Origin of the sequence: Paracoccus limosus, from assembly GCF_009711185.1 — a bacterium.
Lineage (GTDB): Bacteria > Pseudomonadota > Alphaproteobacteria > Rhodobacterales > Rhodobacteraceae > Paracoccus > Paracoccus limosus.
This window is the reverse complement of the sequence record NZ_WMIF01000009.1, coordinates 105,558-131,681: the sequence shown is the minus strand read 5'-3', so window position 1 is coordinate 131,681 and position 26,124 is coordinate 105,558. Positions and strand designations below refer to the sequence as shown.

Annotated in this window: 22 protein-coding genes; 8 read left to right on the top strand and 14 right to left on the bottom strand. The window is 65.9% G+C overall.

The window, feature by feature from the left end:
* Positions 1–212 (top strand): ATP-binding protein (locus GL279_RS08695; RefSeq protein WP_028031281.1); only part of this gene is annotated, 212 nt, incomplete at its 5' end.
* A gap of 245 nt (positions 213–457) precedes the next feature.
* Here GL279_RS08695 and GL279_RS08690 read toward each other — a convergent pair.
* The 11 genes from GL279_RS08690 to GL279_RS08640 all read right to left on the bottom strand — a co-directional run bounded on the left by GL279_RS08690 (position 458) and on the right by GL279_RS08640 (position 13,231).
* Positions 458–1,672, bottom strand: a complete 1,215-nt coding sequence (locus GL279_RS08690) for a tyrosine-type recombinase/integrase (RefSeq protein ID WP_155064236.1) — start codon at positions 1,670–1,672, stop codon at positions 458–460.
* A gap of 300 nt (positions 1,673–1,972) precedes the next feature.
* The gene (locus GL279_RS08685) at positions 1,973–3,181 is read right to left on the bottom strand and encodes an MFS transporter (protein ID WP_343039754.1); all 1,209 of its coding nucleotides are present in this window, start codon (positions 3,179–3,181) and stop codon (positions 1,973–1,975) included.
* A 169-nt stretch (positions 3,182–3,350) separates the two neighbouring features.
* The gene (locus GL279_RS08680) at positions 3,351–5,567 is read right to left on the bottom strand and encodes a hybrid sensor histidine kinase/response regulator (RefSeq protein WP_155064234.1); all 2,217 of its coding nucleotides are present in this window, start codon (positions 5,565–5,567) and stop codon (positions 3,351–3,353) included.
* Positions 5,564–6,742, bottom strand: a complete 1,179-nt coding sequence (locus GL279_RS08675) for an FIST signal transduction protein (RefSeq protein ID WP_343039752.1) — start codon at positions 6,740–6,742, stop codon at positions 5,564–5,566. The genes GL279_RS08680 and GL279_RS08675 overlap by 4 nt, the downstream gene beginning before the upstream one ends.
* A 7-nt stretch (positions 6,743–6,749) precedes the next feature.
* Positions 6,750–7,436 carry a response regulator transcription factor gene (locus GL279_RS08670; RefSeq protein ID WP_155064233.1) on the bottom strand — a complete coding sequence of 229 codons (687 nt, stop codon included), beginning with the start codon at positions 7,434–7,436 and terminating at the stop codon, positions 6,750–6,752.
* 86 nt (positions 7,437–7,522) lie between these two features.
* Positions 7,523–7,948, bottom strand: a complete 426-nt coding sequence (locus GL279_RS08665; RefSeq protein WP_155064232.1) for a hypothetical protein — start codon at positions 7,946–7,948, stop codon at positions 7,523–7,525.
* On the bottom strand, positions 7,930–8,565 hold the full coding sequence (locus GL279_RS08660; protein WP_155064231.1) for a pentapeptide repeat-containing protein: 636 nt from the start codon (positions 8,563–8,565) through the stop codon (positions 7,930–7,932). Before GL279_RS08660 ends, GL279_RS08665 begins: the two co-directional genes overlap by 19 nt.
* Before the next feature lie 56 nt (positions 8,566–8,621).
* The gene (locus GL279_RS08655; RefSeq protein ID WP_155064230.1) at positions 8,622–10,475 is read right to left on the bottom strand and encodes a PQQ-dependent methanol/ethanol family dehydrogenase; all 1,854 of its coding nucleotides are present in this window, start codon (positions 10,473–10,475) and stop codon (positions 8,622–8,624) included.
* 133 nt (positions 10,476–10,608) lie between these two features.
* On the bottom strand, positions 10,609–11,286 hold the full coding sequence (gene pedF / locus GL279_RS08650) for a cytochrome c-550 PedF (RefSeq protein WP_155064229.1): 678 nt from the start codon (positions 11,284–11,286) through the stop codon (positions 10,609–10,611).
* A gap of 203 nt (positions 11,287–11,489) precedes the next feature.
* Positions 11,490–12,452 carry a quinoprotein relay system zinc metallohydrolase 1 gene (locus tag GL279_RS08645; protein WP_246175247.1) on the bottom strand — a complete coding sequence of 321 codons (963 nt, stop codon included), beginning with the start codon at positions 12,450–12,452 and terminating at the stop codon, positions 11,490–11,492.
* 2 nt (positions 12,453–12,454) lie between these two features.
* Complete coding sequence (locus GL279_RS08640; RefSeq protein WP_155064227.1) at positions 12,455–13,231, bottom strand: quinoprotein dehydrogenase-associated SoxYZ-like carrier; 777 nt, start codon at positions 13,229–13,231, stop codon at positions 12,455–12,457.
* Between the two features lie 115 nt (positions 13,232–13,346).
* Here GL279_RS08640 and GL279_RS08635 point away from each other — a divergent pair, with 115 nt between their 5' ends.
* The 7 genes from GL279_RS08635 to GL279_RS08605 all read left to right on the top strand — a co-directional run bounded on the left by GL279_RS08635 (position 13,347) and on the right by GL279_RS08605 (position 19,892).
* Positions 13,347–13,922 carry a rhodanese-like domain-containing protein gene (locus tag GL279_RS08635; RefSeq protein ID WP_155064226.1) on the top strand — a complete coding sequence of 192 codons (576 nt, stop codon included), beginning with the start codon at positions 13,347–13,349 and terminating at the stop codon, positions 13,920–13,922.
* A gap of 140 nt (positions 13,923–14,062) precedes the next feature.
* On the top strand, positions 14,063–15,949 hold the full coding sequence (gene yidC / locus GL279_RS08630; protein ID WP_155064225.1) for a membrane protein insertase YidC: 1,887 nt from the start codon (positions 14,063–14,065) through the stop codon (positions 15,947–15,949).
* Positions 15,946–16,710, top strand: coding sequence for an MOSC domain-containing protein (locus GL279_RS08625; protein WP_155064224.1), 765 nt, complete (start codon positions 15,946–15,948; stop codon positions 16,708–16,710). Before yidC ends, GL279_RS08625 begins: the two co-directional genes overlap by 4 nt.
* The gene (yihA, locus tag GL279_RS08620) at positions 16,707–17,357 is read left to right on the top strand and encodes a ribosome biogenesis GTP-binding protein YihA/YsxC (protein WP_155064223.1); all 651 of its coding nucleotides are present in this window, start codon (positions 16,707–16,709) and stop codon (positions 17,355–17,357) included. Before GL279_RS08625 ends, yihA begins: the two co-directional genes overlap by 4 nt.
* 63 nt (positions 17,358–17,420) lie before the next feature.
* Positions 17,421–18,320, top strand: a complete 900-nt coding sequence (gene argB / locus GL279_RS08615) for an acetylglutamate kinase (protein ID WP_155064242.1) — start codon at positions 17,421–17,423, stop codon at positions 18,318–18,320.
* Positions 18,321–18,401: 81 nt separating this feature from the next.
* A complete protein-coding gene (locus tag GL279_RS08610) occupies positions 18,402–18,920 on the top strand; it encodes a SixA phosphatase family protein (RefSeq protein ID WP_155064222.1) in 519 nt (172 codons plus the stop codon).
* A 33-nt stretch (positions 18,921–18,953) separates the two neighbouring features.
* On the top strand, positions 18,954–19,892 hold the full coding sequence (locus GL279_RS08605; protein WP_155064221.1) for a class I SAM-dependent methyltransferase: 939 nt from the start codon (positions 18,954–18,956) through the stop codon (positions 19,890–19,892).
* Between the two features lie 27 nt (positions 19,893–19,919).
* On the opposite strand, the gene GL279_RS08600 is transcribed toward GL279_RS08605, so the two are convergent.
* The 3 genes from GL279_RS08600 to glgA form a co-directional block, all read right to left on the bottom strand.
* Entirely contained in the window at positions 19,920–22,322 is a 2,403-nt protein-coding gene (locus GL279_RS08600) for a glycogen/starch/alpha-glucan phosphorylase (protein WP_155064220.1), read from the bottom strand.
* A 214-nt stretch (positions 22,323–22,536) separates the two neighbouring features.
* Positions 22,537–24,612 carry a glycogen debranching protein GlgX gene (gene glgX / locus GL279_RS08595; RefSeq protein WP_155064219.1) on the bottom strand — a complete coding sequence of 692 codons (2,076 nt, stop codon included), beginning with the start codon at positions 24,610–24,612 and terminating at the stop codon, positions 22,537–22,539.
* The gene (gene glgA / locus GL279_RS08590) at positions 24,609–26,036 is read right to left on the bottom strand and encodes a glycogen synthase GlgA (RefSeq protein ID WP_155064218.1); all 1,428 of its coding nucleotides are present in this window, start codon (positions 26,034–26,036) and stop codon (positions 24,609–24,611) included. The genes glgX and glgA overlap by 4 nt, the downstream gene beginning before the upstream one ends.
* Between the last annotated feature and the right edge of the window lie 88 nt (positions 26,037–26,124).

Below are 26,124 nucleotides of genomic sequence, written 5' to 3'. Positions count from 1 at the left end.
TCGCGCAGTCCGGCGGCCAGTTGCTGTTCCATCTGGTCAGCAAGCTCTACGAGCAGACTTCCGTCATCGTCACCACCAACCTCGCATTCGGCGAGTGGCCGACCGTCTTCGGGGACGCGAAGATGACCACCGCGCTGCTCGATCGCCTCACCCACCACTGCGATATAGTCGAGACCGGCAACGACAGCTGGCGCATCAAAACCCGAGCCTGAACCCCCTCCGAAACGCAGGCCCGCGTCGGCTGCGCCAGCTGGAAAGCTACGCCGCCACGGGCCTGCTCAACCGCGCGCCAAAGGGGTCACTTTTGGGCGCCGATCGGGGGGGCCGTTTGGATGCCGATTGACAGGTATGACTGTCGTGCACCATTTTTGGGCAGGTGGTCGGGTCGCTGCTGACGGCTTTTCCACGTCAAACCACTTCCGAACCCTCGCAGCGAATCTGGCCCTGACTATGCCATTCATTGCTGTGATCCTTCGATGGTCATGGGATCGCGACCTTCAAGTGCCGCCGCCACGGCATTGGCGGTCCGGTTCGCAGCGCTCTTCAGCGCGATATCGGCAACATGCGCATATCTCGCGGTGACGCTGCCAGCCGAATGGCCCAGAAGACCGGCGATGGTCAATTCGGAGTAGCCCAGTGTCGCAGCTGTGGCGGCAAAGGTATGGCGTAGGGTATGCGCCGAGATGCCCGGGATCCCTGCCTCGGCACACACCCGTCCAAGGCACTTTGGCAAACCCACGAAGTGCCCTTCACCTCGGCAGCCAGGAAAGACCCAGATTTCGTTGTGAAGGGTCAGACCCTCGAAGGCGATGGCCCCCACAGAGCGCAGTTGTGCCCCGGTTTTGGTATCGGGCAACGCGATATAGCCTTGTTCCGGGTGGCAGTCGTTCCCCCTGAGGCGCAGGGCTTCATTTCGGCGGAACCCTGTCAGCAGCAGGAACCTGATTGCCTGAAGGCCCGCCCACGGTTCGCCCGGGCTGTCGCCCAGCACTTCACCCAGTCGCGTGAGCTCCGCAAACGACAGGAACCTTGTTCGTTTGCCGATCGGATCCTTGATCACCTTTTCGGCAACATTGCGTGACACCAGATCCAGACGCATGCCATGGTTCAAAATGCCACCAAGCACGACTACGGAACGGGTTGCGGCTCCCTTACCCCCAACGGTCGCGCCGCCACGTCCGCGAGGCTTGTTCGCTGTTCGGCCGCGCGCAATCGTCCTGCGCATCCGCTCGACATCAGCATAGCTAAGGTCCGGAGCTGGCAGCTTGCCGATAAGCGGCTTGATATGGGTTTCGATCTGGCTGGTATTGGTCTTGTAGGTGTTGGTCTTCCACCTGTCTTGCATCGCCTCGACGTAAAGATCGGCCAGTTCTGCCACCGTCATGCGCTGCCGTTCAGCTTTGCGATCAGCCGAGGGGTCACCCCCCGTGGCAATCTCGCCCAGCGTCTTGATCGCCTGCCTGCGTGCTTCGTCGGCGGTCAGCGTGCCGACGCGACCGAGGACCATCTTGCGTGACAGTCCGGTGCGCGTGCGGTATTTCAGCACGTAACTCTTGGAACCGCTTTTCGTCACGCGGACACCAAAGCCCGCGAGCGCCGAGTCCCACAGATAGGTTTCCTGTCCGGGCAGGACCTCCATCCCGTCTACTGCCGTCTTGGTGATCTTGGGCATGCATCGACCTCATTCTCTGCGGGATCCGTGGAACCACGGTGGAACCAGCGCAGGGCAAATGGCGTCATTCAGACGCAAACAGCCTGCGATGGATGCTATAAAAATAATGCATTTAATACAGTATGATAACCGATCCGCGCAAAGCGCGTCCGTCCTTGGCAATTCCCGGCAAAACTAAGTGGATATAATTCGTAATGATGGGGTCGGGGGGCGAGACGCTTCACCGGCACCAGTTATCCAACTGGTTTTCCTGCGAAAAAGGCCGTCCCTTTGGGGCGGCCTTTTGCTGTCGCGTCTGCCCTAGCCGCGCGGGGCGGGGGGCGCGATCTGACGGCGGCAGGCCAGAAACAGCGCCAGCGCCAGAACCGCGACGCCGCCATGCACCCAATAGGCCAGCCCATAGCCGCCGATCTGCGTCAGCCATCCCGCCACCAGATTGCTGAGTGAGGCGCCAATTCCCTGCACCGTCATCACCGCGGCCAGCCCAAGGTTGAAGCGGCCGCTGCCCGACAGGATGCGCTCGACAGCGATGGGGGTGGCGACGCCGATCAGGCCCGCGCCTACTCCGTCAAGGATCTGCACCGGATAGATGGTGGCGAATCCCTCAAAGGCACCGGCGATCAGCCCGCGCACCGGCAGCGCCGCCAGCGCAATGGCCAGCACCGTGCCCAGACCCCAGCAGCGGATCATTCGCGGCGCGGCCAGTGCCACCGCGATCATCGCCAGCTGTGCCACGCCCGTGGTGATCGCCGTGGTGCGAAAGGGCGAGCCAAGCTGCAGCGAAAAGCTTTGCGCGATCAGCCGGCTCATCGGCGCATTGCCGAAGTGAAAGATCAGCAGCACGATGGCCAGCGCCAAGATGCCCCGGTTCCGCGCCAGAACCGCGATGCCCGAGGGGCCGGGCGCGCCATCGCGCTCCGGCAGGCCGCGCGCCGCATCATGGTCGATCTGCGCCGGGTCGATGGCCAGCGTGGCGATAATGGCGCCGATGGCGGTCAGGATCATCAGCCCGACGATGCCGCTGGTATCGAACCACAGCGCCGCCAGATAGACGCCGATCAGCGAGACGACATTGCCGGCGTGGTTCCAGAACTCGTTGCGGGCCACTTGGGTGGGAAAGCGGGCCTCTCCGACCAGCCCCAGCGTCAGGCCCATCAGCGCCGGCCCGATCACCGCGCCGACGATGGCCGTGGCCGCGCCACCGCCAAAGACAGAGGCATTGTCCGGCTGCGACAGCGTCCAAAGCGCTGCCAGCGTCATCACGATGACCGGCAGCACGATCAGCATGCGCTTGCGGTGCGAACTGTCGATCAGGGCGCCAAACAGCGGCGTGGCGATCATGCCCAGCAGGCCACCGATGGTCGCGACCAGCCCCAGCGTGACCGGCTGCCAGCCTTGGGTGACCAGAAAGCCGTCCAGAAACGGGCCCAGCCCGTCGCGGGCATCGGCCAGAAAGAAATTCAGGGCGCAAAGCGCGACGAGTGAGGAACGAAGATCGCGGCCTTGCACATGCGCCAAGATCGGCTCCTGTCTGAAACATGCCTGTGGTCGCGGCGGGGCGGGTCCTGGCGGGGGGCGCGACACGGGGGCAAATAGACAATTTTCGCGGGAAAGGGCAGGGGCCTTGCTGCGGTGCGGCAAGCCGGGTGGCGGCTGTGGCAAAATAGCCCGGCGCCGTTCAGCGCGCGGCGGCGTGATCGGCCAGCACGAAGGCGGCCAGATCCTCGGGGCTGACGGGTTTCCACATGATGTCGAGCCCGGCGGCACGGGCGGCGGCGCGGATCTGCGGGGCGCGATTGGCGGTGATGATGCGCGCGGGCAGGGCGCCATGGCGGGCAAACAGCGCCTGCGTCAGATCGACGCCCGACATGCCCTCGCCCAGCTGATAGTCGATCAGGCAGACATCGGGGGCGATGCCGAGCTCCTCCAGCAGTTCCAGCGCCGCCTCGCCGTTCTCGGCCTCGATGACGCTGACGCCCAGCCGTTCCAGCGTCTGGGACATGGCATTGCGCAATTCGGCATCGTTTTCGACCAGCAGCACGATGCGGCCGCCGTTCTCGCCCGGCTCGACCGGGATATGCGGCGGCATCTGCGGCTGGGCGGGGCGCAGATGGTCGGCGGCCTGCGGCAGATCGACCGAAAAGCAGGTGCCGGTGCCGGGGCGCGATTGCAGCCGCAAGGGGTGGTTCAGCAGCTGGCAGGCGCGCTCGACGATGGCGAGGCCCAGCCCCATGCCATCGGCAGCCGAGGCCGAGCCGTTGACGCGGTGGAATTCGCGAAACACCGCCTGCTGATCCTCGGGCGAGATGCCGGGGCCGGTGTCATGGACCTGAATGCGCACGCCTTGCGCGATGCGGCGCGGGCCGATCAGCACGCGGCCCTGCGCGGTATAGCGGATGGCGTTGCTGATGAGGTTCTGCAGGATGCGGCGCAGATAGGTCGCATCGCTCATTACCACGCGCCGGCAGGGCAGGATGGTCAGCCGCAGCCCCTTGGCCGCCGCCGAGGGCGCGAATTCGTCGGTCAGCTGACGCAAGAGCGCGCCCAGATCGACCGGGGTGATCTCGACCTCGCTGCCGCCCGATTCCAGCCGCGAAATGTCCAGAAGCGCGCCAAGGATCGCCTCGACGCTGGTCAGTGCGTTATGCGCCTTGACCAGCGTGTCGCGCAGCGCGGGCTGGCGGGCGTCGTCGCGGGCGCCGGTCACGAACAGCTTGGCGGCCGACAGCGGTTGCAGCAGGTCATGGCTGGCGGCGGCGACAAAACGGGCGCGGGTGGCACTGGCGCGTTCGGCGCGGGCCAGCGCCTCGGCCAGCTGTTCGGTGCGGGCGATGACGCGTGCCTCCAGCGTGGTATTGGCGCGCAGCATGGCATGGATCGCCATGCGCTCGCGCGTCACGTCCGACAGCGAGATGACAAAGCCGCGCCCGGGCATTTCCTGCCCCGAGACCGCCAGCACCACCCCCGAGGCCTGACGCATCTCGAAGGACAGGGGCGCCCGTCCGCGGCTGCCGCGCAGCCAGTCCAGCACATGGCGCGGCGCGATCTCGCGGCTCAGCACGAACTGGCCGCGCACCAGCCGCAGCAGCGCCGATACCGGCCGGCCCTGACGCAGCGCCGCCGAGGGCAGCGCCAGCAATTGCGCCAGCCGCCAGTTCCAGCCGACCAGACGCCGCGCGGCATCGAATATCGCCACCCCCTGATCCAGATGTTCCAGCGTGGCGCGGATCATCCGGGCCTGATTGTCCAGAAGCCGGCCGCGTTCCGATCGCTCGGCCCGGATGATCTCGGTCACGTCGGTCTGCAGGATCACCGTGCCGCCATCGGCGACATGCTGTTCGCTGACCTGCAGCCAGCGGTCGCCCGTCAGCTCGACGTTAAAGACTTGACGCTGGCGGTGGTGGCGCAGGCGTTCCTCCTCCCAGTCGGCGGGGGTGGCGCCGGGCGGCAGGGCCAGATGTTCCGAATTGCTGCAGGTGTGGATATAGGCGCGCAGCGACATGCCGGGCACCATCAGCGGCTTCACATCCGGCAGCGCCCGGCAAAAGCGCGAATTGCACATCACCAGCGTGCCCCGCGCGTCGAAAAGCGCAAAGCCCTCTTCGATCGCCTCCAGCGCCTGTGCCATGTCGCGGCGCGCCTGTTCGGCGGCGGCATTGGCCTGATTGAGCAGTTTCAGCGTCGCCTCAAGATCCTGCGTGCGCTGGCGCACCCGGTCCTCAAGCACGGCGGCGCGGCGGAATTCCTCGAAGGCAAGGCCGCTGCCGGCATGCTGCTGTTCGTTGTGCAGCATCAAGGCCTCGGCGATGACCAGCAGCTTTTCGACATTGGCCTGCGGCGGGGCGGTGGGGTCAATGAGCGGGTCCGAGATGCGCCCCGTCAGGTGCTCGGTCATGCCGGTTCCGCCGCAAGATCGGTGCCGGGCGGATAAAAGGCAAAGCCGGTCAGCGTGTGGTTGACATGCATCGGCCCGACCTGTTCGCCATAGGTGGAAAAGCCGGTGACGCCATGCCGGCGCAGCAGGGCCGAGATGGCGCCGGTCATCTGTTTTTCCTGCGCCTCGATCCGGCGCAGGATGCAGTCGAAAGCCAGGATCGCCGTCGGCTGCGCGGGCTGCGACAGCGCCTGCAGCGCGTTGTCCAGATGGCGTTCCAGATGCAGCGGCTCGGTCACGGTCAGCACCACGCCGCGGTCGATGGCCGAAAAGAACACCAGCTCGCCCGAGGGCAGGGCGCGCTGGATCGCCCGGACATGGTGCTGGCCGCCGATGCGCACGGCCAGCGGATGGGCGGCAAAGGTGAACGGGTCCAGCTGCATCGGATCCTTGCCCAGCAGCCGGGCATACTCCCGCGCCGCCGGTTCGGCATTGATGCATTGCACGGTGCGCGAGGCCGGATCGGCGCGGGTCACGACCATGCGCAGCCCGGTCGGTTGCAGATGGTCGATGTTGATGGGCCTGACCGGCCCCTTGCCGCGCAGGATGCATAAAAGTGCGGCGTTGCGCAGCAATTGCCGGCCATGCAACAGCCATGTCTCGCGAAAGCGGATGCCGTCGCCGGCCGAGCCGCCGATCAGCGGCATCGCCCCCGCCCCGACGGCCAGCGCCGCCGCCAGCTCGTCCTCGCGCACCGACATGCCATCGACCAGCAGGATGGCGAATTCATGCGCCAGCCCGGCATGTTCGCCCGCCAGCCGCTGGCGCGTCTGCAACAGCTCTTGCGTCAGGCCATGGCGCGAGATCCGGCTGAGGTCGGGCACGAGGATGCAGCTGGCCGCGAAATCCGAGCGGGCAAAGCCAAAGGCCACGATGCTGTTCTGGTCATAGCCCTGTTGCGAGATCTCGCCCGCCGTGGTGCAGCCCAGCACCAGATCGGCGGGCAGCGCGTCCTGCGCCTCGCGCGCGATGCGCGCCAGATCCGCCTCGGGCGAGATGAACAGCATGACCAGGCTGAACGGCCCGGGTCCGAGGTCGCGTTTCAGCCGGGCCACGGCATCGCTGGCCCCGGCCGGGGCAAAGGCGCGCGCAAACGGGGTATCGGCTGGGTGGGTCGGGGCCGGGTCGGGATGCACCTGCGGTTCAGCCCTCTTTCGACAGGGCCGAGAAGCTGGCCGATTGCGCCAGCAGCACCGCCTGCATCCGGCTTTGCACGCCCAGCTTGCGCATGATCGCGGTCACATGCGCCTTGACCGTGGTTTCGGCGATCGACATCTCATAGGCGATCTGCTTGTTCATCAGCCCCGAACAGACCAGTTGCAGGATGCAGGCCTGTTGCCGGGTCAGCTGCGACAGGCGTTGCAGCGCCTCGTCCGAGGGGGCGGCTGCGGTGCTGTCGAGCAGGCGGCGGCTGGAATGCGGCTCGCCACGCGCCATGGTCAGGAAAGCCTCGCAGATCTCTTCGCGCTCGGCATGCTTGGGCAGAAAGGCCGAGGCGCCGGCCTGCAACGAGGCGCGGATCACCCGCAGGTCGGTCAGCGACGACACGACGATGATCGGCAGCGTCGGGTTTTGCTGGCGCATGCGCACCACACCATCGACGCCGTTCACATCGGGCAGGTTCAGGTCCAGCACCAGCACATCGGGCCGGCCCTGCCGGGCGATATGCTGAAAGGCGGTTTCCAGCGTCCGGGCGGTCTCGACCTCGCGGATGCCCACGAGCCCGGTCAGGGTCATGGCCAGCGCGTCGCAAAACAGCGGGTGATCGTCCACGATCAGCGCCGTGACAAAGCCGGGTGCCGCAATGGCACGGGGCGCGGGTTGGGCCATAATCTCCTCCTTGCCTGCGCCTTGCGGCGCAATCCGTTTCAGGATGCCATCGGGCCGGGGGCAAGACAAACCCATTTCGACCCGGTTCACCCCTGTGGTGCAGCGGGTTCGGGCAGGACCTCGATCTGCCATTCGCCCGTCGCATTGACCTGAATGCTGTAGGTGCCGGGCCGGCGGATCAGGAACGAGCCCTCGCCCGCGCCGGCGCGGTGCAGGTTCTGCACCACCGCCCCCTCTGCATCCAGCAGATAGATCACCATGACCACGTCCTGACTGGCGAAATCCAGCCGGGCCGGACCGTCCAGCGTAAAGGCTGCGGTGACCGCGCTGCCCTTGCCCGCGAAATGCGCCAGCGACGTCGGTGCGACCAGCCGGTCATAGCAGGCCAGCCGCCCGGCCTCGGCCGCGATGGCGCGGCAGGCGGCCAGCGCGCCCTCCAGATCGCGCGGCGCGGCCGGGCCAATGCCCAGACCCGCCGCGGCTATGGCGGCGATCACCAATCGACGGGGCATCCGTGGCAATTGTCCATATGCACGCCTTCCCAGATCGCATAGGGGGCGTGATTGCCCTCCAGCGTGGCATTGGCGAAATCGGCGTTGTAGAATTTGGTCTCCATCAGATTGGCGCCGATGAACTTGGCGCCGACGAATTTCGCCTTATGCGCGGTCGCGGCCTCCAGCGTCGCGGCTGTCAGATCCGCGCCCGAGAAATCGGCGCCCGCAAGGCGCGAGTAATCCAGATTGGCCCCGGTCAGATCGGCGTCGCGCATATGCACGCCCTGCATCTGCGCCATTTCCAGATTGGCGCCGCGCAGGTCGGCGCCCGACAGATCGGCGCCCTTCAGCTCGGCACCAAAGAAATTCGCGCGCGTCAGCTTGGCGCCTTTCAGGTCGATGCCGTTCAGCTTCAGCCCGCGCAGGTCGGCATGACGCAGATCGACGCCGGGGCATGAGGCGCCGGGCTTGATCTCGCAGCCGCCGATGACCAGCGGCCCCTCGTGCGGGGTGGGCTCATCGACGATGATCGGAAAGCCGCCGCCGGAGGCGATGGGCGGCGCAACCTGGCCGGCGCTGGTCGTTCCACCGGCGCAGGCCAGCATCACGGCCAGAATGGGGGTCAGTTTCGACATGGCAGCACCCTTGCAAAGATGGTGGCGGGGCCGGAAAGCCGGCCCCGCCTATGGGATCATTTCGCGGCAGTGATCAGCTCATTCGGGATCTCGAAGACCCAGAACGACCCGCCCTGGCTGACCTGCGTGGTCAGCGTCGCCATATCGCCGCCCCACAGCGGCACGGCGCCGCCATAGCCCGAGGCGATGCCCAGATATTGCTTGCCGTCCAGTTCCCAGGTGATCGGTTGCGACACGATCCCCGAGCCGGTGTTGAACTCCCACAGCTGCTCGCCGGTCTCGGCGTGGAAGGCCTTGACGAAGCCGTCCGAGGTGCCGGTGAACACCAGATCGCCTGCCGTTGCCAGCGCACCGGCCCAAAGCGGGAATTTCTCTTTGTGTTCCCATTTCTTCTCGCCGGTGGCCGGGTCAAAGGCGCGCAGCGTGCCGATATGGTCTTCGTAGAGCTTCTTGATGCGGAAGCCCTGACCCAGATAGGCGGCGCCGGCCTGATAGGTGACGTTCTCGGTCCAGTAATCCTCTTTCCAGTGGTTGGCGGGAACGTAGAACAGCCCGGTCTTCTTGCTGTAGGCCATCGGGTTCCAGTTCTTGCCACCCAGGAACGGCGGCGAGACTTCGATGGTCTTGCCCTTGTCCTCGCCCTTTTCGGGCAGCGGCGGGCGCTGGCCTTCGTTCTCGATCGGGCGGCCGGTCTTCAGGTCGATGCCCTTGGCCCAGGTGATGCCGTCGACGAAGGGGAAGGCATTCAGCAGCGCGGTCGGCCGGTTGATGTCGCCACCGCGTTTCGAGAGCGCGTCGATATCGGTCACATAGAAGAAGCCGTTGCGGTCGGCATGGGCGCCGGCGCGGTGCGACTTGCCATCCTTGTCCTTGTAGTCGAACAGGATGATCTCGTTATTGCCCGAGAAGTCCCAGGCGTCGTTCGGCGTGTGCTGGTAGAAGCCGATCAGCTCGCCGTCCTTCGGGTTCACATAGGCCTGACCCGAGGTGTAAAGGCTGTCGCCCGGCGTGCGTGCCCAGGTGTTCCAGGGGGCGGGGTTGCCCGCGCCGACGATGATCGTGTTGGTTTCCAGATCATAGCTGGCCGATTGCCAGGGGGCGCCGCCGCCGTGGTTCCAGGCCTCGACCTTCTTGCCATCGGGGGTGTTGGGCCAGCTCGGCGCCTTGGGATCGCCGGTGATGGTGCTGTCCTTGCCGGCCAGCTTGCCCTGATGCCCCTCGACAAAGGGACGCATCCAGATTTCCTCGCCGGTGTCCACGTCGCGGGCATAAAGCTTGCCCACCACGCCGAATTCGTCGCCCGAGCTGCCATGGATCAGCATGACGCGGCCGGTTTCCTTGTCCTTCACGATGGTCGGCGCGCCGGTCATCGTATAGCCGATCTTGTGATCCTCGAACTTCTTGCGCCAGACGACCTTGCCGGTGTCCTTGTTCAGTGCATAGATGCTGGCGTCCAGCGTGCCGAAGAACACCTTGTCGCCGTAAATCGCCGCGCCGCGGTTCACCACGTCGCAGCAGGGGCGGATGTCTTCGGGCAGGCGCGCCTCGAATTTCCACAGCCGCTTGCCGGTCTTGGCGTCCAGCGCCCAGATGCGGGAATATGAGCCGGTGATATAGATCACGCCGTCATGCACGATGGCTTGCGATTCCTGACCGCGCTGCTTTTCATCGCCAAAGGAAAACGCCCATGCCGGCCGCAGATGCTTGACCGACTCGGCGTTGATCTGGGTCAGCGTCGAATAACGTTGGGCATTGGTGCCCATGCCATACATCAGCACGTCATTCGTGGTTTCGCTGTCGTTCAGGATGTCGTCCCAGCTCACGTCCTTGGCCTGAGCGGGCGTGAAAAGCGCGCCGGCGCAGGTGAGTGCGATGGCGCTGGCCGCCGTCAGCTTCAAAAGCGCATTCATCTTGGGTTCTCCTCCATTCGGGCGGCGTCGGGCCTGCCCTTGCCTTTGGGTGGTTGCGCCGGTCGTGGTGTCCGGCACGGTGTTCAGGCCGCTGGGCTGCGCCGCTCCTCGGACGGCGCGGCCTGCGGGGGCGTCAGTTGCGCAGCATCCCCGAGACCATCTCGGCCGCCATCGGGGCGTGGCTGACGCCGGTGCGCAGCAGATGCGCGGCCTGTTGCAGGGGGGTGATGGTGCGCGGCGCGCCCGACAGCGGCTCGAAGGTGCTGCCGAGCTTGTCGAGCTCACCCGCGACCACCTCGACCTCATCGGTGCTGGCGGTGGCGGGCAATTCCTTGATGCGGTCGCGCAGCGCGGTGATGTCGCTGGCGCGTTCGGTCACCGCATCGGCATCGGGGCGGGTCTCGATATAGGTGCGGATCGCCCACATCGCTTCCTGGCTGAGGATGCCCTTGAAGGGCGGCATCTTGACCGCGCCGTTCTGTTCATAGCCGTTCTGGATGCGGTCCAGAAACCATTCATCGCCCATGTCATTGGCTTCCAGAAAGCGCAGGTCGGGGGCGAGCCCGCCCGAGATCGCCTCAAGCCCGTGGCAGCGCGCGCAGTTGCTGTTGAAGCCCTTGCCGCCGATCTCGACCGCCTTGAACAGCAGATCGCCCTCGGCATTGCGCCATGGGTTTTCGGTGGCCATTTCCTCGGGCAGATCCGGCAGGCCGGTGGTGTCCACGGCGCGCGGCGCGGTGTCGCCATGCGCAAAGGCCATCCCGGCGACAAAGATGAGCGGGGCGGCGAGCGATCCGGGCTTGCGAAACATGAGGGGCGTCCTTGGTGGCTGTGACGTGTCTGACCACCCCAATTTCAACAAACCGCGATACACGAGAAATTGTCCATTGGTCGAATAGCGGGCGCGAATCGCAGGGCGCGGAACGGAATGTCGTGAATTCAAATGCTTGAACAGGGGCCGCGCGCCGGATCGGGTGCGGGACGGGTGTTTCGGGCGTGGTCTGCGGCGGGCGGTCAGGCCCCGCCGATCACCGGCAGGGCGGTGGTTTCGTGATCGGGCCAGCGCTGCACGACCGAGCGGATATATTCCTCGGGATTGGCGCCGAGATGGGCGAATTCGGGCGCCGGCCCCGCCGACATCGCCTCGATTCGCGTCAGCCCGGTTTGCGCCGCCAGATCCAGCCGGGCGCGCGTGGCGGTCAGATAGGCGCGGGTCTGCGCCAAGGCTGCGCCATCGCGGTGAAACGGACCATGGCCGGGGATGGTGCCCGAAGGCGACAGCCGCGCCAGCTGATCCAGCCCGGCCAGCCATCTGTCGTAATCGGCATCGGGCAGGCTGGGCGCGCGGTCCAGAAACAGCATGTCGCTCGCGATCAGCGTGCCGGTCGCCTGATCGATCACCACCAGATCGGCGAGGGTATGCCCGGCCATCTGGCGCAACACGAGCTTGCGGCCGCCGACCTCCAGTGGGCCTTCGGCGGTGGGTTGGCGCGCGGGCAATGGTCGGGTGCCCGACATCCAGCTGCCGAGGATGGCGTAAAGCGAGGCCGCGAAATCGCCACCATATTGCGTGCAGGCCGCGATGGCAGGGGCGGGCGCCAGCAGCGGGCAATCCTCGAAGGCGGCATTGCCGAACCAGTGATCGGGGTGGTGGTGGGTGTTCAGCACCATGGCGACCCCGCCCAGCCGCTGATCGGCAAAGGCGCGGATCGCCGCACCCATGCCGCCGGTCGAGCCGGTGTCGATGACCACGGCGCCCTTTGGGGTTTCCAGCAGCGCGATATTGACGATGGCGCCGCCGTTCTGGCGCGAAAACACCTCGCGCGCGCCTTCGATCATCCAGACGCCGGGGGCGCGTTCAACGGGTGCCAGCTCATAGTTGCGATCCGCCGCCCGCGCGGGGCAAAGCGGCGCAATCAGGCAGGCGGTGGCGCTGCCCAGAAGCTGGCGACGCGACAGGGACAGGGGCGCGCGCATCCTCATGCGTCGGGCCGGACCGTGCCGGTGAAGCTGTCGCCCAGATTGTCGCGGGAGCGGATGGTGACCGGCTGACGTGCCAGATCGGGCGGCAGCACGAAGGTCAGCGTGGGGTTTTCCTCAAGCGGCTCGAACAGCTCCAGATTGGCGATCCGCGCGCCTTGGGCGTCGTAAAGCGCAAGCTCGGTCAGGTGATGCGCCGGGATGCCATCCGCCAGCCCGGTGTCCTGCGGATGCCGGATGCTGACCACCAGCCGTCCGGTTTTTTGCCACAGCCGGCCGCGCATCTGGCCAAAGCCCTGCTGCCAGTCGGGCCGGGCATGGACCGCCGCGGGCGCGCTGCAGCCGCCCCCCAGCGCGCTGACCCATGCCGCGCCGACATGCCATTCACCCCCGATCCGGGCCGAGGCGCGCAACGCGCCCGCCACCTCGTATTTCACGCCAAAGCCCAGAAAGGGCAGGGCGCGGCCGGGGTGAAAGGTCAGCGCATGGGCAAAGGGGCTGTAATCCACCGTCACCACGATCCGCTCGACCACGCCGGGCAGGGCGGTGGCATCGATGACGAAGGGCACATGGGCCGAGTTTTCCGCCGCCCGCGGCGCCAGCACAACCATGGCCGGATCCTGCCGCCATGGCGCATCGGCGCCCAGATATTCGGCGCGATGCGTGGGCCACATGCCGCTGTCGAAGGCATCGCCGCCGGTCGCCGCATCGCCTGTCGCGGGCTGGATCAGCCCTGCCGTGCCGCCGGGCAGCATGTCCGAGATGATGACCGTCATCGCCCTCTCCCTGTCGACTTCAGTCGCATATGTGACGTGCGCGCCGCCCGTTAGGATGCTGCTGCCGGCGGTCGTGCCGTCCCGGCAGGTTCCATGAAAGAGGCAGAGCGCAAAATTGTCCAAAGGTCGAATTGCCCTTGTTGCCGCTTTGCTGGCCGGGCTGCTGCCGGTGCTTGCGCCAGCGCCCGGCAGGGCCGAGCCGCTGTTCGATGCGCAGGGCTATCGCATGACGCAATACCGCGCCCCGGTGCCCGACACCGCGCCGGGCGCGCGCAGCATCGGCATCGCCGAGGTGCAGGCGCTGGCCGGGCAGGGCGCACTGCTGCTGGATGTGATGGGGCTGCGGAACTATCAGCTGGCGCCCGATGGCCGCTTCCTGACACCCGAGCATCGCGACAGCCTGCCGGGCGCAGTCTGGCTGCCGGTGGTGGGCTGGGGCCGGCTAGAGCCATGGCAGCAGGACTATCTGGACCGCAACCTTGCCCGGCTGACCGGCGGTGACAAGGCGCGCCAGATCGTGGTCTTTTGCAAGGTCGATTGCTGGGTCAGCTGGAATACGCTGAAACGGCTGCATGGCGCGGGCTACAGCCGGCTCTACTGGTTTCCGGGCGGCGCCGATGCCTGGGGCGATGCCGGCCTGCCCTTGCAGCGCGTCACGCCCGAACCCGCAGCACCCGGCACCCGCCCCTGAGAAGGCAGGGGAGGCCGCGCGGCCCGGCAATCCCCGGCCGATCGGGCCGGATCGGGCAAATTCCCTTGACCTTTGGCGGCTGCTTCTGTTGAAGCGGCGCGAACCCTACGGGGCCTTGGACGACAAAGGGCTGGTCCGGAATGGAAGACAACAACCGCAACCTCATCCTGGCGATGGTGCTTTCCGCCCTCGTCATCCTGGTCTGGTCGATTTTCTTCGCACCGGAGCCGGCGCCGCAGACGCCACCCGACGCCACCACCCAGACGGTGCAGGATCAGGCCGCGCAGGCCCCGCAAGCCGCAGGCGCGGTGGCCGAGGGCGCGACCCCGGCTCTGGCCGCCAATGCCGATCCCTCGTCCCAGGCGCAGCGTCTGCCCATCGAATCGCCCTCGCTCAAGGGCTCGATCTCGCTGGCCGGCGGCCGCATCGACGATCTGGAGCTGACCGGCTATCACGAGACGCTGGACGACAGCTCGCCCTATGTCCGCCTGCTGTCGCCGACCGCCCAGACCGGGCTCAAGGCCGATGGCTCGGCGGTGGCGCCCGGCGGCAATCTGACCGCCACGGTGCAAAAGCCCTATTACGCCGTCTATGGCTGGATACCCGGCCCCGGCACCGACCCCAAGCTGGTGCCCGGCCCGGCGACGCTGTGGCAGGTGGAATCCGGCGATGTGCTGGCGCCCGGCAAGAACATCGTGCTGCGCTGGGACAACGGCGCCGGCCAGATCTTCCGCCGCACCTATGCGCTGGATGACAAGTTCCTGTTCACCGTCACCCAGTCGCTGGAAAACACCGGCACCGCGCCGTTCTCGGCCGCGCCCTATGGCATCCTAGCCCGCCACGGCAGACCCGACACCCAGAACTATTTCGTCCTGCACGAAGGCGCGGTCGGCATGACCGACGGCAAGCTGCTGGAAGAGAAATACAAGGACATGGCCAAGCTGGAGCCGAATGGCGCCGAAGGCCCGGCCCAGCTGGTCGAGGTCAAGGAAAACGGCTGGATCGGCTTTACCGACAAATACTGGATGACGACGCTGGCCCCGGCCCCGGGCAGCGCCTTTACCGCCGTGGTGAAATATGCGCCCGGCGCCGACATCTACCAGACCGAAGCCCGGATGCCCTTGCAGACCGTGGCCCCCGGCGCCACCGGCACCTCGTCGAGCTATCTGTTCGCCGGCGCCAAGGTCTGGGAAACCATCAACGGCTATCAGCAGAATCCGGGCATCGAACGTTTCGTCGACTCGATCGACTGGGGCTGGTTCTATTTCCTGACCAAGCCGATCTTCCACGTCCTGCACTGGCTGCACGGTTTCATCGGCAACATGGGCTGGTCGATCATCGCCCTGACCTTCATCCTGAAGCTGCTGGTCTTCCCGCTGGCGCGCAAATCCTACATCTCGATGGCGAAGATGAAGGAACTGCAGCCGCAGATGGAGGCGATCAAGGAGCGGACCGGCGACGACCGGATGAAATACCAAAAAGAGGTGATGGAGCTTTACAAGCGCGAAAAGGTGAACCCGGCTGCGGGCTGCCTGCCGGTGCTGTTGCAGATCCCGATCTTTTTCTCGCTCTACAAGGTGATCTTCGTCACCATCGAGCTGCGCCACGCGCCGTGGATCGGCTGGATCCATGACCTGTCGGCCCCCGATCCGTCCAGCCTGTGGAACCTCTTTGGCCTGCTGCCCTGGGCGACCCCGGGCCAAGGCAGCTTCCTGCACAGCTTTACCCTGCCGGCGCTGGCGATCCTGCTGGGCATCTCGATGTGGATGCAGCAGCGCCTGAACCCGGCCCCGGCCGATCCGGCGCAAAAGATGATCTTTGCCTGGATGCCGTGGATCTTCATGTTCATGCTTGGCGGCTTTGCCTCGGGTCTGGTGCTCTACTGGATCACCAACAACACGATCACGATCTTGCAGCAGTATACGATCATGTCGATGCACGGCCACCGGCCCGACCTGTTCGGCAATATCCGCTCCAGCATCCCGGCACGCAAACGGGATGACGGAAAGTCCAAGGGCGGGAAATGACCGCCCATATCGCCCGCATCCGGCGCCACCCGATCAAGTCGATCGGGGGCGAGGACATCACCGCGACGCCCTTGCAGGCGGCGCGGCGGTTGCCCGGTGACCGGCTGTGGGCGGTGCTGACCCAAGGCGGCGAGCGTCACGCCGGCGACACGCCGCGCCCGGAGCGCTGGTTGCCGAAATCCTGCTTTCTGCGCGGTGCGGCGGCCTCGGGCTTGCAGGCGGTGTCGGGCGGCTGGGGCGACGCCGCCGCCGACGGTCCGATCCGGCTGCACCATCCCGAGCAGGGCGAGCTGAGCTTTGATCCCGAAACCGAGGGCGCGCGGCTGATCGACTGGCTGGGCCCGCTCTGGCCCGCTGACAAGCCCGAGCCGACCCGGCTGGTGCAGGGACCGACCGGCTGGACCGATGTGGCCCAACCCTGGATCTCGATCCTGTCGCTGTCGAGCCTGCGCGATCTGGAAACGCGGCTGGGCCGGCCGCTGGGCATTGAGCGCTGGCGCGGCAATCTGTGGGTCGAGGGCTGGGCGCCCTATGCCGAGCGCGATCTGGTCGGGCATGTCCTGACCGTGGGCGATACCGAACTGCGCGTCACCGAAACCATCGGCCGTTGCCCCGCGACCAGCGCCAATACCGAAACCGGCAAGATCGACGGCGACATGCCCGAGGCGCTGAAGGCGCAATTCGGCCATAGCGATTTCGGCATCTATGCCGAGGTGGTCACCGGCGGCCAGATCGCCCTGAACGACGAGATCCGCGCATGAAAGTCGCATTTCCCATTGCCCCCGAACCCGAGGCCGAGGTCGCCGAGGCCGCGCGCAAGCTGTTCGCGGGGCCGGTGGATTTCGTCAAGGGCGTCGTCGCCATGGACGGTCTGCCGCCCGCCGACCGGCCCGAGGTCTGCTTTGCCGGCCGCTCGAACGTCGGCAAATCCAGCCTGATCAATGCACTGACCGGGCGCAATGGCTTGGCCCGCGCCTCGAACACGCCGGGCCGCACGCAGGAAATCAACTATTTCACGCTGGGCGAGCAGGCCTATCTGGTCGACCTGCCGGGCTATGGCTTTGCCAAGGCGCCAGTCGCTGTAGTCGCCAAATGGCAGGCGCTGCTGAAGAACTATCTGGCCGGGCGCGCGACCCTGCGCCGGGCCTTTGCGCTGATCGACTCGCGCCATGGCGTCAAGGATGTCGATCACGAGATCATGAAGCTCTTGGACCGCTCGGCGGTGCCGTTTCAGGTGGTGCTGACCAAGGCCGACAAGATCGGCAAGCAGGCGCTGGATGCGGTGGTCGAACAGGTCGGCGAGGCGCTGCAAAAGCACCCCGCCGCCTATCCCGAGATCGTGATCACAAGCTCGGACAAGGGGCAGGGCATCGCGACCCTGCGCACGATCATCGCGGGTCTGGACTGATCCGGCTCTGCGCCCTAGGCTCCGCCGCAACGAACCCAGGGGCCCCTGATGAGAAAGCAGAACATGAACCGTGACTGGATTGCCACCGCCCGCACCCTTTCGGAAGCATTGCCTTATATGCAGCGCTATTCCGGTGCTGTGGTCGTGGTGAAATTCGGCGGCAACGCGATGGGCGACGACGATGCGATGGCGGAATTCGCCCGCGACATCGTGCTGATGAAGCAGGTCGGCATCCACCCGGTCGTCTGCCATGGCGGCGGCCCGATGATCAACGAGCTTCTGGGCAAGCTGGGCATCGAAAGCCATTTCGTGCGCGGCAAGCGCGTCACCACCCGCGAGACGGTCGAGGTGGTCGAGATGGTGCTGTCGGGTCTGGTGAACAAGCGCATCGTGCAGGCGATCAACGACGCCGGCGGCCGCGCGGTCGGCATCTCGGGCAAGGACGACGACCTGATGGTCTGCGAGCCGGACGACCCGGAACTGGGCTTTGTCGGCCGTCCGGTCGAAATGAACGTGCAGATCATCCGCGACCTCTACAATGCCGGGCTGATCCCGGTCATCGCTCCGGTGGCGACCGGCATGGAGGACAACGAGACCTTCAACGTCAATGGCGATACCGCCGCCGGTGCCATTGCCGGCGCGCTCAAGGCCGACCGGCTGCTGCTGCTGACCGATGTTTCGGGCGTCAAGAATGCCGAGGGCGAGGTGATGACGCAGATGCACCCCGACCATGTGCGCGAGATGATCGCCGATGGCACCATCGCCGGCGGCATGATTCCGAAGACGGAAACGGCGCTGAAAGCGATCGAGGATGGCGTGCGTGCCGTGGTGATTCTGGACGGGCGGGTGCCCAATGCGTCGCTTCTGGAGCTGTTCACCGAACATGGTGCCGGCTCGTTGATCCGCTCGACCGAGCCGCGCGTCAAACCGCGTGGATTGCGTCAGGGCGAGAGCGAACTTTGACCCTCTGATCCCGCTTGCCTGTGGCGTGACAGCTGTGGCAGGCTTCAACTCCGATCACCCTTGGCCGCAAAGGCTTTTTGCATGACACCTTCTGGACATTGCCGTCTGATCCTGACCCGCCATGCGAAATCGTCCTGGGAGGTGCCGGGTCAGCTTGACCACGACCGGCCGCTGAATGATCGCGGCCGGCGCGCGGCCCGGGCGTTGGGGGATTGGCTGGCCAGCCGTGGCTATGAGCCCGAGGAAGTGCTGTGCTCACCTGCCGAGCGCACGCGCGAAACTTGGGACCGCGTTGCCATCGCCCCGCTGGAGGTGCGGCCGAATCTGCGTTTCGTGCCGCAGCTCTACCACGCCTCGCCGGAAACCATGCTGGCGGTGCTGCGCACGGCGACCGCGCCCACGGTGATGATGATCGGCCACAATCCCGGCATTGCCGAATTCGCCGCCGAACTGCCGGCGCGCGCGCCCATTGATCCCGAATTCCGCCGCTATCCGACCGCCGCCACGCTGGTCGTCGATTTTCAGGTCGACAGCTGGAGCGAGGTGATGCCCGGACAGGGCAGCGTGCTGGACTTTGTCCGGCTGGACGGGCGCAGCTGAGCACGACGCGCGGACAAGAACAGGCATTTTCTCGTGAAGACATTCGTAAAGCGCCTGTTTCTGCGCTGGTCCGAGGCCCGCAACCGGGCCCTGCTGCAATCCATGGCGCAGATGCGCGATGAAAACGCGGCCCGCGTGGCCGCGTTGGAAACGCGTCTGGACCAGATGGCCCGCAGCCTTGGCGAGGGCGCGGCGGCCTCATCCCTGCAGGTCGCGGGCGAGATTGCCGAGACCCGCGCCGAGCTCCGCTCGGGGCTGGGAACGGTCTTGGACGAGGCGCGGGGCCGGAACCGGCAGATCGATGGCTATCTGCCGGGCCGGCGCTACGAATCCTTTGACGTGGCCTTTCTGGCGCGGATCCGTGCCGGGCTCAGCTCGGCGGATTTCTTCAACACGCATCTTTATGCGCTGCCGGTCTTTGACAGCGATGAGGCGCTGATTCGTCATTGTCTGGTCCAGCTGGGCACCAGCATCCGGCTGCCGCTGGAGTTCGGTGTGTTCAGCGGCCGCACCATCTCGGCCATCGCCGAGGCGCTTGGCCCCGATATTGCGGTCTATGGCTTTGATTCCTTCGAGGGCCTGCCCGAGACATGGCGCGCCGAGTTCCAGCAGGGGCATTTCGCCCGCACGGAACTGCCCGAGGTGCCGGCAAGCGTGCATCTGATCAAGGGCTGGTTCAACCAGACGCTGCCGGGGTTCCGCGACACGGTCATGGGGCAGGGGCAGACCAATTTCATCCATATGGACTGCGATCTCTATTCCTCGACCCGCACGGTGCTGGAGGTGTTGGAGCATCACATCGCCCCGGATGCGATCATCGTCTTTGACGAGTTCTTCAACTATCCGGGCTGGGAACAGCACGAGATCCGCGCCCTGACCGAATTCTGCGATCGCACCGGGCGGCGCTATGAATTCATCGGCTGCGTGCCCCTGCATCAGCAGGTTGCAATCCGGTTCCTGCCGCAGGTGTAAGGGGGCGGCGCACCGCCCCCGGCCGTGTCACAGACCCGGCGCCGGCTCGACATGCCAGATGTCGGCCATATAGCCCCGGATGGTGCGATCCGACGAGAAATAGCCCGAGCGCGCGATGTTCAGCACCGCCATCCGGTCCCAGTCGCGCGTGTCGCGATAGGCCGCATCCACCTGGCGCTGGCTGTCGAAATAGGCATCGAAATCCGACGCGACCAGGAAGGGATCGTCGTTCCACGTCCGGTCCAGCACCGAGAAATAGCTCTCGGCCCGGCCAAAGCGGCCCTCGGCGATCAGTTGCAGCGCGATCTTCATGTTCTCGCTTTTCTCGATCGCGGCGCGGGCGTGGCCCGGTTTGGCCTTTTCGGCGGCGGCTTCTTCGGCGGTCAGGCCGAACAGGAAGAAATTCTCGGGCCCGACCAGTTCGCGGATCTCGACATTGGCGCCGTCCAGCGTGCCGATGGTCAGCGCGCCGTTCATGGTGAATTTCATGTTGCCGGTGCCCGAGGCCTCTTTGCCGGCGGTCGAAATCTGTTCCGACAGATCGGCGGCCGGGATCAGCTTTTCCGCCATCGAGACGTTGTAATTCGGCGGATAGGCGATCTGCAGATATTTCGCCGTCACCGGATCCTTGTTGATCGTCGCGGCCACGTCGTTGATCAGATGGATCACCGATTTCGCCAGCCAATAGCCGGGCGCCGCCTTGCCGCCGAAGATCTTCAGCCGCGGCGTCCAGTCGCCATTCGGGCTTTCATGGATGCGGTGCCACAGCGCGATGGTTTCAAGGATGTTCAGAAGCTGGCGCTTGTATTCGTGCATCCGCTTGACCTGCACGTCGAACAGCGCATCCGGGTCGGCCTTGAGCCCCAGATCGGCCAGCAGCCCCTGCGACAGCGCCACCTTGTTCTGTCGCTTGGCGGCATGCAGCGCGTCCAGAAAGGCCGGGTCGGTCGCATGCGGCTCGAGCAGGCGCAACTGGTCCAGATCGCCGGTCCATTCGGTGCCGATGGTCGCGTCCAGAAGCTTCGCCAGCGGCGGGTTGGACATGCGCAGCCAGCGGCGCGGCGCCACGCCATTGGTTTCGTTGACGATCTTTTCGCCATGCAGCTTGTTCAGGTCATAAAATACCGTCGAGCGCACCAGATCGGTATGCAGCGCCGAGACGCCGTTGACCTTGTTCGCCATGATAAAGGCCAACTCACCCATCAGCACCTGATCGTCCTTCAGGATACCGACATGGCCGGGGCGGCGCGTGCTGGTGCGATGCTCGGCGTCGATCATCTCGATGATTTGCAGGTGACGCGGCAGGACGCGGCCCATCAGCCAGGTCGACCAGCGCTCCAATGCCTCGGGCAGCAGGGTGTGGTTGGTATAGTTCAGCGTCGCCCGCGCGATCTGCAGCGCCTCGGGGAAGCCGTAGCCGTGCTCGTCCATCAGCAACCGGATCAGTTCCGGCCCGGCAATCGCGGGATGGGTGTCGTTGAGCTGGATCGCCACCTTGTCGGGCAGGCCGGTCAGGTCGTCGCCATGTTCGTCCATATAGCGGCGCAGGATGTCCTGCAGCGCAGCGGCGGTCAGGAAATATTCCTGTTTCAGCCGCAGTTCCTTGCCGCTGTCGGTGGTGTCGTCGGGATAAAGGACCCGCGACAACGTGCGGGCCAGCGCCTCTGGCTTGGCGGCCTCGGCATGGTCGCCCGAGTTGAAGCGGTGCAGGTCGAACAGGTTCGTCGGCTGCGCGCCCCACAGCCGTAGCGTATTCGCCCAGCGTCCCTTCCAGCCGACGACCGGCGTGTCATAGGCCCGCGCGATGACGCTTTCGCCCGGATGCCAGACCGTGCGGCCGTCGACGGTTTCGACATGGCCCTTGAAGCCGATCTCGTAGCTGTAATCGACGCGCACGAACTCCCAGGGGTGGGGCTGGTTCAGCCAGTCCTCGGGCGCCTCGACCTGCTGGCCGCCCTCGAACCGCTGCCGGAACAGCCCGTGCTCATAGCGGATGCCATAGCCATAGGCCGGCACACCCAGCGTCGAGAGCGATTCCATGAAACAGGCCGCCAGCCGGCCCAGACCGCCGTTGCCCAAAGCGGCGTCGGGCTCGTCGCCCAGAATCGCCTGCTTGTCGAGGTCCAGAATGTCCAGCGCGGCGTCCATCTGCTGGTCCAGACCCAGGTTGATGATCGCATCGCCAAGGATGCGGCCGATCAGGAATTCCATCGACAGGTAATAGACCCGCTTCAGACCCTGATTGCGCGAGGTGCGGTGGTTGCGCATCCAGGGCGTCACGATCTGGTCGCGGATGGTATAGCTGATCGCCAGCCGCCAGTCGAAGATGGTGGCGAATTCCGGTCCACGACCTTGGGTGTGGGTCAGGTGATGCAGGATCTGGTCGGACAGGTCTTGTGCCGAGGGAAGCTGGGTCACAATGGGCCTCATGGCTGATAACACAGGGCAGGAAACGAAACGGTTGCGGCAGTGAGGACTCGTGCCGCGGGCCTGGTAGGGGGCTTGCGACAGGGGGCTGCGCCGCTTTTTGTTGCCAGTTTTCTATAGAGTTGAACAGGGTGTAATCGGCGGAAGTTTCTGGCTTTTGTTGCGCCGGCCGCTTTCTGCCGCGGTTTTTCGACAACTGCCGCGCGAAAGGGCCGGATCAGCTTTCGCCAAGCACAAAGACCACCACGCTGTCGGCCGGGATGACCTCGACCCGGGCGGCAGTGCGGTCGGTGGCGGCGTCGTGGCTAGTGTCCAGTCGGCGGCGCCAATAGCCGCGCTTGGCTTCGGGCAGGTGCACCGCCGCCTCAGGGCCCGCGTTCAGTACCAGAAAGACCGCGCCATGCAGCGCGGCGTAATCCGGCGTCCCCGACGCCATGCGCATTTCGGCCGCGAGCAGGCGCAGTTCGGGGTCGTTCCAGTCCTCGACCTGCATCGGCGCGCCGTCCGCGCGGCGCCAGAACAGATCCTGAATGCCGTCCTGTTCGCGCGGCTGGCTGTGCAGGAAGCGCTTTTGCCGCAGGATGGGATGGTCGCGGCGAAAGGCGATCAGGCGGCGGCAGAAATCCAGAAAGCCCTGATCGGCATGGTCCCAGTCGATCCAGCCGATGGGATTGTCCTGACAATAGGCGTTGTTGTTGCCGTTCTGCGAATTGCCCAGCTCATCCCCGGCGAGGATCATCGGCGTGCCCTGAGACAGCAGCAGCGTCGCCATCAGATTGCGACGGCGCCTTGCGCGGCGGGCGAGGATCTCGGGATTGTCGGTTTCGCCCTCGGCCCCGCAATTGTCCGAGATATTGTGACCATGGCCGTCGCGGTTGTCCTCGCCATTGGCCTCATTGTGTTTGTGATCGTAGCTGACCGTATCCAGCAGCGTGAACCCGTCATGGGCCGAGATGAAGTTCACCGAACTGGTCGCCGCCCGCCCGTCGTGATCGAATCGCGCCGCCGAGCCGGCGATGCGCTTGGCCAGCTTGCCGACCAGCCCCGGATCGCGCCGCCAGAAGCCACGCACCTGATCGCGGAAGCGGTCGTTCCATTCCCCGAACGGCGCCGGGTACGAGCCCAGCTGATAGCCGCCATCGCCCAGATCCCACGGCTCGGCAATCAGCTTGACGCGGTTCAGCACCGGGTCCTGCCGCACGGCGCGCAGGAATGAGCCCTCGCGGTCAAAGACGCCATGCGACCGGGCCAGAACCGAGCAAAGGTCGAAGCGGAAGCCGTCGACATGCATCACCTCGACCCAGTAGCGCAGGCTGTCCATCACCAGCCGCAGCGCAAAGGGGCTATCGAGGTTCAGGACGTTGCCGGTGCCGGCGTCGTTGATGTAGTAGCGCGGATTGTCGGCCAACCGGTAATAGGCGGCGTTGTCGAGGCCGCGAAAGCTGAGCGTCGGGCCCAGCTCGTTGCCCTCGGCGGTGTGGTTGTAGACCACATCCAGAATGACCTCGATCCCGGCCTGATGAAAGCGCGAGACCATCTGCTGGAATTCAGCGATATCGCCATCGCGCATATAGCGCGGCTCGGGGGCGAAAAAGCCCAAGGACATGTAGCCCCAGTAATTGCGAAGCCGCTTTTCCACCAGAAAGGCGTCATCGATAAAGGCATGCACCGGCAAAAGCTCGATCGCGGTAACGCCAAGCTTGTTCAGATGCTCAAGGATCGGGTCCGAGGCCATGGCCAAATAGGTGCCGCGATCCGGGATGTCGCTGCGCCCGGCGGTCAGGCCCTTTACGTGCGCCTCGTAAATCACCGTATCGGTCATCGGATAGCGCAGCGGCGGGTCGGCGCCCCAGCTGAAGCTGGGGTCCACCACGGCCGAGCGCGGCACGAAAGGCGCGCTGTCGCGGGTGTCGAAGCTGAGATCGGCCGCCGGGTCGCGCGCCTTGTAGCCGTATAGCGCATCATGCTGGACCGGACTGCCGGTCAGGCGCTTGGCATAGGGATCGATCAGCAGCTTGTTGGGGTTGAAGCGGTGACCTTCCTCGGGCTTGTAGGGGCCGTGCACGCGATAGCCATAGCGCTGCCCCGGACGCAGCCCCGAGATATAGCCGTGCCAGACATGGCCGTCGCGCTCGGGCAGGTCAAAGCGGCTTTCGCGGCCATGCGCGTCGAACAGGCACAGCTGCACCCGATCCGCATGTTGCGAGAACAGCGCGAAGTTCACCCCCGCGCCGTCGAACGTGGCTCCCAGCGGCGAGGGGTGGCCGGCGGTGATCGCGTAGGTCTGGGTCATTCCTGTCCGATGAGCCTGTCGTAAAGCTGGGCATAGGCCTGGGCCGACAGGTCCCATCCCACCGGCTGCGCCATCGCGTTGCGCTGCATCCGAGACCATGTTTTCTGGTCTTTGAAAAGCTTGCACAGTGTCACGAATGCGTTTCTAAGCGAATCGGCCGTGACCGGAGCGAACTGGATGCCGGTGGCGACGCCGCGTGCCAGCGCCGCAGGCGAGGCGTTGATCACGGTATCGGCCAGCCCCCCGGTCAGCGCGACCAGGGGCAGGGTGCCGTAACGCAGGGCATAAAGCTGGGTCAGGCCGCAGGGCTCGAACCGCGAGGGCACGAGGATCGCATCGGCACCCGCCATCATGCGATGCGACAGCGCCTCGTCATAACCGATGCGGACGGCGACCTGGGGCTGTTGTTCGGCCAGCACGCGAAAGCCCTGTTCCAGCCCGCTTTCCCCTGAACCCAGCAAGGCCAGCTGCCCGCCATGCTCCAAAAGCACCGGCAGCGCCTCAAGCACAAGGTCCAGCCCCTTTTGATGCGTCATGCGCGAGACGATGACGCAAAGCGGGCCTTCGGCTTGCGGCAGGCCGAATTCCTCGCGCAGTGCGGCCTTGTTGGGCGCCTTGCCGCGCGCCGCGCCATAGGACCGGATCAAGGGGTCGGTGGCGGGATCCCAGATGCCGGTGTCGATGCCGTTCAGGATCCCGGTCAGGCTGGCACGGCGGTCGCGCATGACCCCGTCAAGGCCCATGCCGAATTCCGGCATCATCAGTTCCTCGGCATAGCGGGGCGAGACGGTGGTCAGCGCGTCGGCCCCCAGAAGCCCGGCTTTCAGCGCCGAGACGGCCCCCCAATATTCATAGGCGCCGCTGTGAAAGCGCCATGGATCCAGCCGCAGCGAGGCGATGCGGTCGGCGCCGGTGGTGCCGTGAAAGGCGATATTGTGGATGGTCAGCACCGTGCGCACGTCGCGCACCCCGGTCGCCTGCAGATATTCCGTCATCAGCCCGGCCTGCCAGTCATGGCCGTGCAGCACCTGCGGTCGCCAGCCGCCCGCGCCATGCGCTGCCACCTCTGCCGCCACCCATGACAGCGCCGCGAAACGTTCGGGATTGTCGGGCCAGTCCTGACCGTTCGGCGCCAGATAGGGGCCGCCCGGCCGGTCATAGAGATGCGGCGCGTCGATCACCATCAGCTCCAGCCCATGCGCGGTGCCCGAAAGCAGCCGGGCCGGGCCGCCGAACAGATCGTCATAGCGCGCAACCTCGGCCGCGTCGGCAAGTGCTGCCATGACGGCCGGATAGCCGGGCAGCAGAACGCGCATCTGCACCCCCTGTTGCGCCAGCGCGCCGGGCAGGGCGCCGGCCACGTCGGCCAGCCCCCCGGTCTTGACCAAAGGCGCGCATTCCGAAGTGACTGACAGAACCCGCATCGGCGCCGCCCCGCTTGTTGAACTCATGCCCGATGAAAGCAGGCAAAGTTTAATTCCATGTGAACGGCTCCCCCGAAGGGGGCGCCGC